General features: G+C 72.8%; 8 protein-coding genes. All 8 read right to left on the minus strand.

Going from position 1 to position 12,458, the window contains the following annotated elements; all coding sequences use genetic code 11:
* Positions 1–69: 69 nt before the first annotated feature.
* Entirely contained in the window at positions 70–2,346 is a 2,277-nt protein-coding gene (gene katG / locus ACFT41_RS20625; RefSeq protein WP_377590282.1) for a catalase/peroxidase HPI, read from the minus strand.
* Entirely contained in the window at positions 2,343–2,819 is a 477-nt protein-coding gene (locus ACFT41_RS20630; protein WP_377590280.1) for a Fur family transcriptional regulator, read from the minus strand. The genes katG and ACFT41_RS20630 overlap by 4 nt, the downstream gene beginning before the upstream one ends.
* A gap of 160 nt (positions 2,820–2,979) precedes the next feature.
* Complete coding sequence (locus tag ACFT41_RS20635; RefSeq protein ID WP_377590278.1) at positions 2,980–3,255, minus strand: hypothetical protein; 276 nt, start codon at positions 3,253–3,255, stop codon at positions 2,980–2,982.
* Between the two features lie 234 nt (positions 3,256–3,489).
* Positions 3,490–6,954, minus strand: a complete 3,465-nt coding sequence (locus ACFT41_RS20640; RefSeq protein ID WP_377613953.1) for a CHAT domain-containing protein — start codon at positions 6,952–6,954, stop codon at positions 3,490–3,492.
* On the minus strand, positions 6,951–7,103 hold the full coding sequence (locus ACFT41_RS20645; protein WP_377589417.1) for a hypothetical protein: 153 nt from the start codon (positions 7,101–7,103) through the stop codon (positions 6,951–6,953). Before ACFT41_RS20645 ends, ACFT41_RS20640 begins: the two co-directional genes overlap by 4 nt.
* Positions 7,104–7,169: 66 nt before the next feature.
* Entirely contained in the window at positions 7,170–8,798 is a 1,629-nt protein-coding gene (locus ACFT41_RS20650; protein ID WP_377589416.1) for a hypothetical protein, read from the minus strand.
* Positions 8,799–8,801: 3 nt separating this feature from the next.
* Entirely contained in the window at positions 8,802–11,243 is a 2,442-nt protein-coding gene (locus ACFT41_RS20655) for a GTPase-associated protein 1-related protein (protein WP_377589415.1), read from the minus strand.
* A complete protein-coding gene (locus tag ACFT41_RS20660) occupies positions 11,240–12,457 on the minus strand; it encodes a hypothetical protein (protein WP_377589414.1) in 1,218 nt (405 codons plus the stop codon). Before ACFT41_RS20660 ends, ACFT41_RS20655 begins: the two co-directional genes overlap by 4 nt.
* Between the last annotated feature and the right edge of the window lies 1 nt (position 12,458).

Below are 12,458 nucleotides of genomic sequence, written 5' to 3' on the forward strand. Positions count from 1 at the left end.
CTGGCGATCGACCGGGGCCCGCCGGTTCGAGAACGGATCAGGCTCGGAGCAATTCAGGCTCGGAGCCGGTCAGGCGAGGTCGAACCGGTCGAGTTCCATCACCTTCGTCCAGGCCGCGACGAAGTCGACCACAAACTTCTCGCGCGCGTCCTCGCTGGCGTAGACCTCCGCGAGGGCCCGCAGCTGGGAGTTGGAGCCGAAGATGAGGTCGACCGCCGTGGCGGTCCACTTCACCTGGTCGGTGGCCAGATCCCGGATCTCGTAGACGTGCTCCTCGGACTCCGACGCCTTCCACCGGGTGCCCGGGGAGAGCAGGTTGGTGAAGAAGTCGTTGGTGAGCACGCCCGGCCGGTCGGTGAGCACGCCGTGCGCCGTGCCGCCCACGTTGTTGCCGAGGGCGCGCAGGCCGCCGACGAGGACGGTCATCTCCGGCGCGGTCAGGTCGAGCATGTAGGCGCGGTCGACGAGCAGCACCTCCGGCTGGGTCTTCTCGCCCGGGCGCAGGTAGTTGCGGAATCCGTCGGCGCGCGGCTCCATGACCCGGAACGACTCGACGTCGGTCTGCTCCTGCGAGGCGTCGGTGCGGCCCGGCCGGAACGGCACGGTCACCTCGACTCCGGCGTCCCGCGCCGCCTTCTCGACGGCCGCCGAGCCGGCCAGCACGATCAGGTCGGCGAGGGAGATCTTCGAGCCCCCGGCGGAGTTGAATTCCTGCTGGATGCCCTCCAGGGTCGCCAGGACCGTCGCGAGCTGCTCGGGCTGGTTGACCTCCCAGCCGCGCTGCGGCTCAAGCCGGATCCGCGCCCCGTTGGCGCCGCCGCGCTTGTCGGTGGAACGGAAGCTCGCGGCCGAGGCCCAGGCGGTGGAGACGAGCTGGGCGGTGGTGAGGCCGGACTCCAGGACCTTCGCCTTGAGGGCGGCCACATCGGCGTCGCCCACGAGGCCCTGGTCGACGGCCGGCACCGGGTCCTGCCACAGCTGGGCCTCCGGGACCCACGGCCCGAGGAAGCGGCTGACCGGGCCCATGTCGCGGTGCAGCAGCTTGTACCACGCCTTGGCGAACGCCAGCGCGAACTCGTCCGGGTCCTCCAGGAAGCGGCGCGAGATCTTCTCGTACGCCGGGTCGACGCGCAGCGACAGGTCGGTCGTGAGCATCGTCGGCTTGTGCTTCCTCGCCGGGTCGTGGGCGTCCGGGATGATCGCCTCGGCGTCCTTCGCGACCCACTGCTTCGCGCCGCCGGGGCTGGTGGTCAGCTCCCATTCGTAGCCGAACAGGATCTCGAAGAAGCGGTTGCTCCACTGCGTGGGCCGGTCGGTCCACGTCACCTCGAGACCGCTGGTGATCGCGTCCCCGCCCTTGCCGCTGCCGTGGGTGCTCAGCCAGCCCAGGCCCTGCGCCTCCAGCGGGGCGGCCTCGGGCTCGGGGCCCACGTGGTCGTCGGCGACGCCCGCGCCGTGCGTCTTGCCGAAGGTGTGGCCACCGGCGATGAGGGCGACGGTCTCCTCGTCGTTCATCGCCATCCGGGCGAAGGTCTCGCGAATGAAGTGCGCCGCCGCGGCCGGGTCCGCGTTGCCGCGGGGGCCCTCCGGGTTGACGTAGATGAGACCCATCTCGGTCGCACCGACGCCGGGCGTCATCTCTTTCTCGGAGGCGTAGCGCTCGTCACCGAGCCAGGTGTCCTCCGGGCCCCAGAAGATCTCCTCGGGCTCCCAGACGTCCTGGCGGCCGAAGCCGAAGCCGAAGGTCCTGAAGCCCATCGACTCCAGGGCCACGTTGCCGGCGAGCACGAGCAGGTCGGCCCACGAGACCTTCTGGCCGTACTTCTGCTTGACCGGCCAGAGCAGCCGGCGGGCCTTGTCGAGGTTGGCGTTGTCCGGCCAGCTGTTGAGCGGGGCGAACCGCTGGCCGCCGTCACCGGCGCCGCCACGACCGTCCTCGATGCGGTAGGTGCCCGCCGCGTGCCAGCTCATCCGGATCATCAGGCCGCCGTAGTGGCCGAAGTCGGCCGGCCACCAGTCCTGGGAGGTGGTGAGGACGTCGACGATGTCCCGCTTGAGGGCTTCGACGTCGAGCTTGGCGAACTCCCGGGCGTAGCTGAAGTCGGCCCCCAGCGGGTTACCCTTGGGCGACTGGGTGTGCAACACCGACAGGTCGAGCTGGTTGGGCCACCAGTCCCGGTTGGTGCGGGGACGACCGCCCGTCCTCGGCGTCGGCGAGTCGATCGCCGGGTTCTCGCTCTCGCTGCCCTGCGCGGTCACGGAGTCGTGCGCGACCGGGCAGCCGGCCGCCTCCTTCTTGTCCACGCCCTGCGCGCTGACGGGCGCGTTGTCCTGGGTGTCGCTCATCGGTTTCCTTCCGGACTGGCTGATCGCTGGGAGGTGCGTTCGGTTCGCGGGGAGGTGCGTTCGGCCGCACAGCCGGGGCAGGTGCCCCAGTAGACGACCTCCGCCTCGTCGACGGCGAAGCCGTGATCGTCGGAGGCGGTGAGGCAGGGAGCATGGCCGACGGCGCAGTCGACGTCGACGATCGCGCCGCAGGAGCGGCACACGACGTGGTGGTGGTTGTCCCCCACCCGGCACTCGTACCGGGCGGTCGCGCCGGCGGGCTGGATGCGCCGCACCAGGCCGGCATCGGTGAGCGCCCGGAGCACGTCGTAGACCGCCTGGTGGGAGACCGTGGGCTGGTCCGCCCGGACCAGGGCGATCACGGTGTCGGTGTCGACGTGCGGGTGGTCGCGCAGCGCGGCGAGCACCGCCAACCGGGGCCGGGTCACGCGCAACGAGACCGCCCGGAGCTGGGTCTCGAAGTCGGGCGTCACCCCCCGAACCTAGCCCACTCTTCTGGAATCAATCAAGTTTTCCGCAAACTCAACCCGCATAATTCGCCGCAGATCCATCCGCCGGCCACTCGCCCCGCCTCGACGCGCCCGGCGGCGTCGCCACTGCGGGAGCCGCCGTCGTGGATGTCGACGGCCCGGCTCACCGACCGCCGATGCCGTGCTGGCTGGCCAGGTGCCGGACGTAGACGAGCACCCCGGCCAAGAGCCCGATGTCGTCCAGGTAGATCGGATCCGGCAGCACGTCCAGCGGGCTCAGGGCGTAGATCACGCCGGTCCAGAAGGCGATCTTTCCCCTGACCGGCATCAGGTCGTTCCGGATCAGCGATCCGATCCGGACCAGCTTCACGAACAGCACTATCGACACGACCAGCAAGGTGATCAACGTGATCGCCAGCGCGATCAGCAGCAGCGCCATCGACGTCCGCACAGTCCCTCTCCCCTCGTGGGCTCTGTGACCATCCGATCCGACGCCCGGCTTCCCGCGAAAGGCACGCCATGCTGCGATTCCGCTTCCGGGCCGCTTCCGGTGGCCGGCGTGCCGGGTGCCGGATGCCGGGTGCCGGGTGCCCCGGAGCGTCCGCCCACGGACGGCGTCGACCGCCCCCGGCCGCCGAGCGGTCCTGCGCCGACCGGGCCCGGCGCTGCCGGCTCAGCCCGACGTGGCGCCCAGGTGGATGAAGCCCGACCAGGCGAACGGCTTGGCCCAGCGCGGTCGCATGCTCAGCTCGCGCAGCTTCGGGGGCATGGTGCTGGGGGCGAGACGGTCAGGGTCCAGCATCCACAGCTGGGTGGCCCGCAGCGCGGCGGCCGGGGGCAGTCCCCGGTCGCGGAGAAAGTGATGGATCATGAACATGGCGAGCGAGGTGGCGTCGTCGTAGACGGCCCAGAGGCTGCCGACCACCGACCGTGCGCCAGCCACCAGGAAGGCGGTGGCCAGGCTGAACGCCTCGTCGTAGTCGGCACCGGTGAGGCCGGTCTCGCAGGCGGCGAGCAGCACAACGTCGACCAGAGCCGTCCGGTCCCGGCCGAGATCGAGCAGTTGTCCCGCGGTGAGGTGCTCGCCGCCGGCCAACTGGAGCCGCGACTCCCACGGCCGTTCCGCCTCGACCGTGCCGTGACAGCCCAGGTGCAGCAGACGCCGCTGCCCGTCCGCCGGTCGGACCAGCCAGTCCCGCAGGCGGGCGACGGAGGCGTCCGGCCCCACGTGCAGCGGCAGACCCGGGTAGAAGGCGTCCCGGACGGCCCTTGCCTCCCCGCCGACGCCCTGGTCTCCACCCGGATCGCCGATCATCAGGGCATCGGGGACCCGACGGTGGTGACCACCGGTGATCGTCTCCGCGCCCTGGCACAGCAGGCGGGCCGAGGGGACGTAGGAGATCTCCAGATCCTGCACCGCGTAGTGCGGCACGCCCCGTTCGAAGCGGCGGGCGGCGTGCCAGGGCACCACCGCGAGCGGGCCCATCGGCACCAGACCGATCCGGGGCACCGGTCCGCCCCGCTGCCGGCGCAGGTGTCGCATCAGCGGGTCTATGGCGGCCCGCCACGCCCAGTCGCAGAGCAGCTCCAGGTGGTCCCGCCAACGGAGGGCCGCCTCGGCGCTTCGCTCCTCCGGTGCGCTCTGGCGTTCCGTCAGCGCTCGCAGATAGTCCCGCAGTTCCCCGGCACCGCTGCCCAGTTCCGCGCTGCGCAGCACCGTGACCGCGCCTTCCGCCGGCACCAGCACCATCAGCCCGGCCTGCCGGTCCTGCGCGGGGACGAGGTAGACCAGCAGGTCGAGCCGCTGCGCGCGCAGAGCAGCGCGGATCTCCGTCAGGGAAGGCGGGTCGAGCAGGGCCACGGCGGCGCCGGTCGCGGCGCCCGACCGGCGGGAACTGGCCACAGCCTCGCTCCCCGCCGGCTGCTGACCCGGCTCGATGCCGGTCAACACCCGTAGCACCTGGTGTCTCAGGTCGTCCGGAACGATCCCCGCGTCCAGCGCGCCCGCACCCACGACAGCGGCTGCCGCGTCGGTCGCCCGGTCCGCCTCGCCCCATCGCCGGGCCAGGTCGGTCCGGCCGGCCGCCCGCAGCATCGCCGGCACCGACCGCGCGGCGGTGCTGGCGTAGAGCACCAGACCTCGCCCGGCGTCCAGGGCCCGGACCGCGTCGTCGAGGGCGCCGTCGTGGACGCACTGCACCGCCGTGTACACCGCCTCCGCGGCAGCCCGCGCCGCGGCGGTGACGGCATGCTCGGTCCGCGACTGCAACAGGGTCTGCCAGGCGTACCCGCGCAGCACGGCCAGTCCCAGCTCCCGGGCCCGGCGTCGGTCCGCGTCGACCCCCCGGGAGCGCAGGCGCAACGCCTCGGCCAGCCGCCGGACGACGCCCGGCCAGCGGGCGGCGTACGGCCCGCCGACGACGGTGAGCGCCCGCTCGCTCTGGCGCACCGCTTCGGCGGCGTCGGCGCGACGCCGGGTGAGCCGGGCAAGGTCCAGCCGTATCTCGGCGAGAACCTCCACGGCCGGTTCGATCACCGCGGTGCCGGCGGTCGGTTGGTCGAGCAGCCGCTCCAGCTCGACGGCCAACTGCCGCAACGTGTCGGGGTCGTTGCGGTTGGCCATCCAGCGGCCGGCCAGCGACGAGAGGATCATCGCCTGGCCGAGTAGCGGCACGTCGAGTGCCGAGTACGGGCTGGCGGCCCCAGCTGGTCCCGGGCCGGCGACCGCCGGATCGGTGCCGACCGGCCGCGGCAGGCCGCCGCGTGCCGCCGACCCGCCCGGGTCCGAGGCGGCCCGCACCCCGTATGCGGGCAGCAACGACTCGAACATGTCGACCAACAACCGGATCAGTTCGTCGGCGGGATTCTGCTCCGCTAACCGCCGGACGTCGTCCAGGATCCGGCGGGCCGACTCGGGGCTCCGGCTCTGGTTGGCCCGGCGCGCGTCCGGCAGCATGGCACCCAGTTGACTGACGACCGGGTCGGCGCTGTCGGCCAGCGCCGCCTCGGCCCGGTGCAGCGCCGCCAGGTCGCCGGAGCGGTGGGCGTCCAGGAGGACCAGAAGCGGCAGCAGCTGTCCCGCCAGGCCGGAGAGATCCCGCCCGAGCTCGGCGGATCCGCCGGTGGCACCAGCCCGCACCAGACGGTCCAGATCGTCCGCGCCAGCGTACGGATCAGGATCGCCGGGGACGACGCCCATCGCATCGAGCAACCGCTGACCGGTAGCCAGGCCGAGCTGGGCGGTCCCCGGCAGACCCTTCGCCCGGCGGCCCTGCTCGTACAACTGCCGCCAGACCGACGGCGCGAACGGCGGACGCCCCGCGGACCAGGCCGGGAGGGCCGCCAGCGCCAGCACGGCGGCCAGCCAGTCGCGCGGATCGGACGGCTCGGCCGCCAGCCATGCCCGGTACGCCTCGGTGACCGCTTCCGGCCGGGCCCGCAGCAGCGTCTGCCAGTCGGGGCCCGAGAGCATGAGGGTGAGCCGCCAGAAGTGCAGCTCCAGGACGACCTGCGGCTCGACCCCGGCACCGGCCAGCCCGGCACCGGCCAGCCGGATACCGGCCTCCCGCAGCTCCGGTCGGCCGGTGCGGCCGTGGCGTTCGCCGCAGAGCTGGGCCATGAGCTGGGCGTACCGCACCCGTTCGGCCGGCTCGACCAGCATCAGGGCCCGGTCGACCGCAGCCAACAGCGTGGGGCCCTGCGGCGGAGCGCCGATCAGCACCAGCGCCCAGGCCAGCCGCGCAGCACCGAGGGCGACCACCGGCTCCGGTGGCAGGGACCAGACCGGGCCGGCCAGCAGCTCCACCGCCGGGCGCAGATCCTCCGGCCGGTCGCTCTCGGCCAGGACGAGCCCGAGGTGAAGGGCGGCGGTGTCCCGTTCGGGTCCGGCGGGCAGAGCGGCGCAGGCGCTGCGGTATCCGAGCAGCTCCGCGCGGAGCGCTGCGGCCTCGGTGGCGTTGTCGTCGGCCAGGGCGACGTAGCGGTGGAACAGGTCGACCACGCCGGCCAGGAGGGTGGGCCCGTCCTGAGCCGGGCCGGTCGCGCCCGAGCCGGTGGTGTCGCCGGGCGGTGGGGAGTCTTCGCTTGCTGTGGTGCCCAGCTCGATGCCGAGCGGGACGCCGGGGTCATATCCGGTCACGGCGTGCCCGCCGACGTGTCGGCGGACTGCACCACCTCGACGGCGAGCCAGGCGGTGAGCGCCACCAGGGCGAGCAGGGTGAGGACCTGGACGACGATGAGCACGGCCCGGCCGGCCCGGTAACCGGGTGGGATCGGTTCGGTGGACATGTCAGCTCCTGTGGTTGGTGCGGGTCGACCCTTGGTCGTCAGAGGCCGGGCCCGCGATGGTTTCCGTCAGGTCAGAGCGATCCGTTCCCGGCTCAGCAGCCAGCCGATCGGAGCCAGTGCTCCCTGCCGGCCCGTGTCCTTCCCGTTGATGCAGAAGTAGCGGACCTCGGCGAAGTCCCGTTCTGCGGTGAGCAGCAGGTTCTCCATCTGCCGGTCGACCAGCCAGCGGCGCACCGCGGCCGGGTCGTCGTGGCCCGGTTCGATGCCGGCACCGACCGGCAGCTTGGCCAACAGGTCGCCCTTGGTGAGCACGAACGCAATCCGCTGGCGCTCGGTGGCCACCCCGTAACGACGCAGTCGGTTGACCGTGCTGTTGTAGGAGTCCTCGGCATCGTGCTGGGACGCGTTGGCCTGCCGCTCGGTCTCCGGGAAGGAGGACAGTTGCTCGCCGACCTCCGGGATGGCGAACGGGTCGAGGACGAAGACCAGCGTGCGGGCGAAGTCCAGATAGCCGTACGCGGCGTTCCTGGTCGGGTCGGTCAGGTTCTCGCCCGCCGCGTCGAAGAGATGCAGCAGCGCGTCCCGTCCCCGGTGGCGCAGGAGCAGGGTGGTGGCGAAGGGCACCCAGTCGGTACTGGTCTTGTGCACTGCGGCCGTCCCGTTGACGATCTGGACGCTCTGTCGGTAGGTCCGCTCGCTGTCGCGATCGGCCAGTTCGACCACGGTGTCCCGGGTGCCGGAGAGCGCGGTGAGCCCGACCAGGGTGCTCGTCAACAGTTGGGTCTTGCCCGAGGAGGTGGCGCCGAAGACCGGGATCCGGACGTCGGTGATCGCCGCCGCCCCCCGGTGCAGCGGATGGCCGCAGAGCTGGCAGAGGGCCGTCAGCTGCTGGCTGGCCCGCCCCCGGGTGACCGGTAGCACGGTGCCGCAGTCGCAGGTGCGCCGCAGCAGTCCGAGCCGGCCGGGGCGCAGCGCTCGGTGCAGGTTGCCGCCCTGCGGATGCGTTCCGGGGCAACGGTAGGCCGGCAGCCGGGACACGTGGTAGCAGGCCGGGCAACTGGCGGCGGCGCGCAGCCGCAGCTGCCGAAGCCGCTCGTAGAGCCGCAGCAGCCCGGTGGTCACCACGCCGAGCAGCAGCATGACCGCGGTGGCGAGCAGGTTGACCGTCACGGCCAGCACCACCCCGAGCGTCATGCCGATCCCGATCCCGATCGCGCCGAAGATCGCGAAGAGGGGCCAGAGCAGCAGCAGCTTCTTGCGGTTGCGGACGTCGAGGCGTCGCCCGGTGAAGCGCATCAGCGGCAGCAGGTCCCGGACGACCCAGCGGATCGCCTCCCACTGGTCGATGAACACCTGGCCGACCCAGTAGCTGGGCCAGGCCGGGTCGACGGTGAGGTACGGCCTGCGCTGCCGACGCCGGGCGGAGCGGGCCGCCTCCCGATCCGGGGTGAAGATCGGCACTGGGCGTCGTCCCGCGAGCAACGTGATCGTGCGGATGATCGCCCAGCCGGCCCCGCCGGCCATCAGCACGGGTACGGCCACGGCGGTGAACTGGGACAGGGCGAGGAAGAGCAACGGTAGGCAGAAGAGCAGATAGACGCCGATCGCCGCGAGGATCATCAACCACTTGACGGTCTCCCCGTCGAGGAGCGGACGGCGGTAGAAGGGGTCATAGGGGTCGTGGTGGTAGCCCATCGGTCACCCTTTCCGATGCCAGAGTCGGGACAGCAGGCCCGGTTTGCGGGCGTCGGCGACCAACTGCTTCCACCGGCTGGTCAGCCGGTGGCGGCGCAGCCCCGTCACGAGTTCTTCGGCGGCGGCCAACGGCCGCTCCTCGGCCCTACCCAGCCAGCGCCGGACGCCCCGGGCCAACTGGAGCCGGAGATCGGGCTCCAGCTCGGGCAGCGCACCGGAGTCGGCAGCCAGCGCGAAGGCGACCGCCACGTGCCACGGCTCCCCGGGCCGGCGGACCAGGGCGAGCAGGCGCTGCGCGTAGGCCGCGGTCAACTCCGGCAGTGCCGTCAGGTGCTCCAGCACCCCGGCCGGGTGGCGGTTCGTCAGCAACGCGGAGAGCAGTTCGGTGTCGTGGGCACGGACCACGGCGCGGGGTAACGCGGCCAGTCGGGACCGCAGCCGCACGTCGGATCCGCGTGCTCGGGCCAGGGCAGCCGCCAGCTCGTCGACGGCCTGTTCGGCCTTCAACAGCTCGGCCAGCTTCGGATCCGGCGGCAACAGGCCTCGGCGCAGCAGCCGCTGCGCCAGCGCCAGTTCCTCGGTCGGCAGTCGTTGGGCGGTCAGCAGGCTCTCGCGCAGCCCGGCGACCGCCTCGGCCGGCAGCACGGTGCCTGGCGGCGCCTTGCGCGCCAGCAGCGCCAGTTCGTGCGGGTCCGCCGTCGCCCGCCGGAACAGTATCCGGGCCAGCCGTTCGACGGTGCCCGGTCCCCGATCTGCCGCGCCCCGGAGGAAGTGGTCGACCAGTTCGTGCCGCTGCGCCGCTGGCATGTGCCGGACGGCGGCGGTCACCACCGCCTCGTCCAGCCGGGTCTCGATCGCCGTCAACCTGGGTTCCAGCGTCCGCCACCAGGCGTCGCCGATCGCGTCGGCCCGGTCCGGGTCGCGCTCCACCCGATCGCGCAACACGTCGTTGCGAAGGTCCACCAGGAGCTCCCCGTCCGGCCAGCCGCCCGGGTCGTACCCGTGTTCGGGGTGCTCGGCCCAGTCGACGGCGAAGGCGTGGGCTGCCTGGCGAATCTCCGGCAACGGCACGGCGAGGCCGCAGCGTCGAGCCGCGCGCAACAACGCCTCGAAGGCCGTCGGGTCGGCCCGGCTCAGCTCCTCGGTCAGCAGCCGCTGGGCCGTTTTCTGATGTGCGCCGGTCCAGACCCGCGGCGGCAGCGGGTCGAGCTGGCCGCCGGGCACCTGCCCGGTGTCGACGGCCCGGCGCAGCTCGGCGGCGACCAGGGCCTGCCGGACGGCGGCGACCCGGTCGGCGGCCCACACCGGGCTGCCCGGGTCGGCCCGGTTCCCGGTGTGGGCGGTCTCGTCGAGCAGGACCAGCGCCTCCGCCGGCCAGCGGGTCACCTCGGCGGTGAGGGTGTCCAGCACCGGGCCGCCGTAGTCGCGTACCTGCCGGGTCGGGCCGCCGCGCAGCCAGCGGACCAGCGGTTCGGCCTCCTGCGGGGTCGGCGGCTGTCCCAGCACCGCCACGGCGGCGACCGCGGTGGCCTGCTCGGGCGGCAGCCCCGAGGCGGCGGCGGCCTCGACGGCGTCGACCACGTCGTACGGGTCCGCGGTGAGGAAGAGGTCGGCCCAGCGGCGGGCCGTCGGAGTCGCGTCGACCGGGGTACGGGTGTCGCGGGTCAGGTCCACCACCACGAAACCCTGGTCGTTGCCGACGGCGGGGTAGGGGTTCTCCCACTCCGGATGCACGGCGAGCACCGGTTGGTTGGCGTGCATCGGTCGGGTGGTGAAGACCTTGAAGCCGATCGTCAGCGCCACCCGCTGCGGCAGCAGCAGGGTGGCGGCCGTGATCCAGCCCAGCACCAGCGCCGGATCGGGGCAGACGAAGAGCACCCGGGCGGCGTCGGGTCGGTCGAGCCGGCCCAGGACGGTGACCAGGTCGGCGAGCAGGTCGCGCCCGCCGGGGGTGGCGCGGACCAGGTCCCGGACCCGGGCGGCGTCCAGCGGCCCCGGCTCCCAGTCGTCGCCAGGTGGCGCGCAGCTCGTGGTGGGGGCCGGCTGCCGGGTCCAGCAGGAGGCGCCGAACAGTTGGGCGGGACGTACCGGCCCGTAGGCGTCCGGGTCCGTCGTGAGCAGGGCGTGGGTGAGCTGGTTACCCTCCCGGTTCCCGTTGGCCTCCCGGCCGAGATAGCACCCGGCTGCCGTGGCGTAGCGGTGGCCGTCGTGCACGTGGGACAGGGACGGCGGGTACCGGTCGGCGGGGCGACGTTCCCCCATCCAGTTCGTCGGGGCCTCGTAGAGCAGGTTTCCCTCGACCAGGGCCATGTCCTGCTGGTCGGCTCCGGGGGAGCGGGCCTGGAACTGGAGTCCGGCGGTGCCCTGCAATCCCTGGCCGGGACGGCAGTCGGTGTAGACGAGGGCCTCGAAGCCGCTCTCCGGCGGCGGGGGGTCGGGGGTCATCGACGCCTCGCCTCGGGGCGGACCACGCCGAAGCGGCTCAGCAGCCACAGCAGCGGCTCGGCCACCCGGAAGGGGCGCACCCCGCCCGGGTCCACCTTCTGGTTGGCGTAGTCCGGCGGGGCGCCGAGCGCCGAGACCACGAAGTAGCGGAAGTTGGTGTAGTTGGTGCTCAGGTGGCTGTCGATCTCGTCCCCGCCGAACTCGTGCAGCAGCGCCCGGACCTGCTCGTGCGTGTCCCGGCCGGCGGTCTCGTCGTAGTGGGCGGTGGACTCGTCCGGGGCCTCGAAGAGCCGGTTGTCGCCGCCGAGCACGTCGAAGAACGCATCGATCTTGGCGAATGCCACCGCCACCGGCAGGCGGATCGGCTTGTCGCCGGGGATGCGCCGGCTCTCCCGCAGCGTGTCGGTCACGTTGCCGAGCACGGTGATGGCCGGTTCCCGGGTCCCTTCCTGGTCGTCGGGCGCGGTGATCCGGTCTGCCGCCTGCGGCAGGGTGAACGGGTCCAGGAGCACGATCAGCGCGTCGGCGGCGTCGAGGTACTTCAGGGTCCGGGACCGGCCCTGGCTGCTCAGGTCCTCACCGGCGGTGTCGTAGAAGGAGAGGTACGTGGTGCGGAAGCGCAGCCCGGTCAGGGTCCGCCGGCCTGCCTGCCGCCACTCGAAGACCAACGCCTCCTGCCGGCCGTCGCTGCCCGCCGAAGCGGTCTGCGCGAACAGCTGCCCCCGCTGGTAGACCTGGTTGACGTTCTTCTCCAGCCAGCGCAGCGGGGACTCGGCACCGCCCTGGGCGTCACCGGTGAACCGCACGTCGGCGTGGAAACGGCGGCGCAGCGTGGTGCGTAGCTCGTTGGCGAGCACGGTCAGGTAGACCGTCTTGCCGGTGTTCTTCGCCCCGATCATCGCGATCAGCGGGCTGCGGGACCGGTCGAAGCCGACCGGGAGCGGGGTGTGGCAGCGGGGGCAGACCCGGATGCCGGTCAGCGATCCGCAACCCGGGCAGCTGGCCTGGCGGGGGAAGACCGGCCGCACCCGGTGCCAGCCGGGGCGGAAGGACGGACGGACGATCCCCTTGAACCCGGTCCCGCTCTCCCGCGCCTCGTCACGGATGGCCGGACAGCCGGGGCGGTTCACCGAGCCACGGCCGTTGCACTGGTACCAGAACCGTTTGGCGGGGATCCGGTGGTAGCAGTAGGGGCAGGAGGTCTTCCGGCGCATC

The sequence above is a fragment of the Micromonospora sp. NPDC057141 genome, from assembly GCF_042670805.1.
GTDB lineage: Bacteria > Actinomycetota > Actinomycetes > Mycobacteriales > Micromonosporaceae > Micromonospora.

Excerpts from the sequence above, each read along its gene's own strand:
- ACFT41_RS20660 (WP_377589414.1), bottom strand. The coding sequence starts at position 12,457 with ATGCGCCGGAAGACCTCCTGCCCCTACTGCTACCACCGGATCCCCGCC.
- ACFT41_RS20650 (WP_377589416.1), bottom strand. The coding sequence starts at position 8,798 with ATGGGCTACCACCACGACCCCTATGACCCCTTCTACCGCCGTCCGCTC.
- katG (WP_377590282.1), bottom strand. The coding sequence starts at position 2,346 with ATGAGCGACACCCAGGACAACGCGCCCGTCAGCGCGCAGGGCGTGGAC.
- ACFT41_RS20655 (WP_377589415.1), bottom strand. The coding sequence starts at position 11,243 with ATGACCCCCGACCCCCCGCCGCCGGAGAGCGGCTTCGAGGCCCTCGTC.
- ACFT41_RS20635 (WP_377590278.1), bottom strand. The coding sequence starts at position 3,255 with ATGGCGCTGCTGCTGATCGCGCTGGCGATCACGTTGATCACCTTGCTG.
- ACFT41_RS20645 (WP_377589417.1), bottom strand. The coding sequence starts at position 7,103 with ATGTCCACCGAACCGATCCCACCCGGTTACCGGGCCGGCCGGGCCGTG.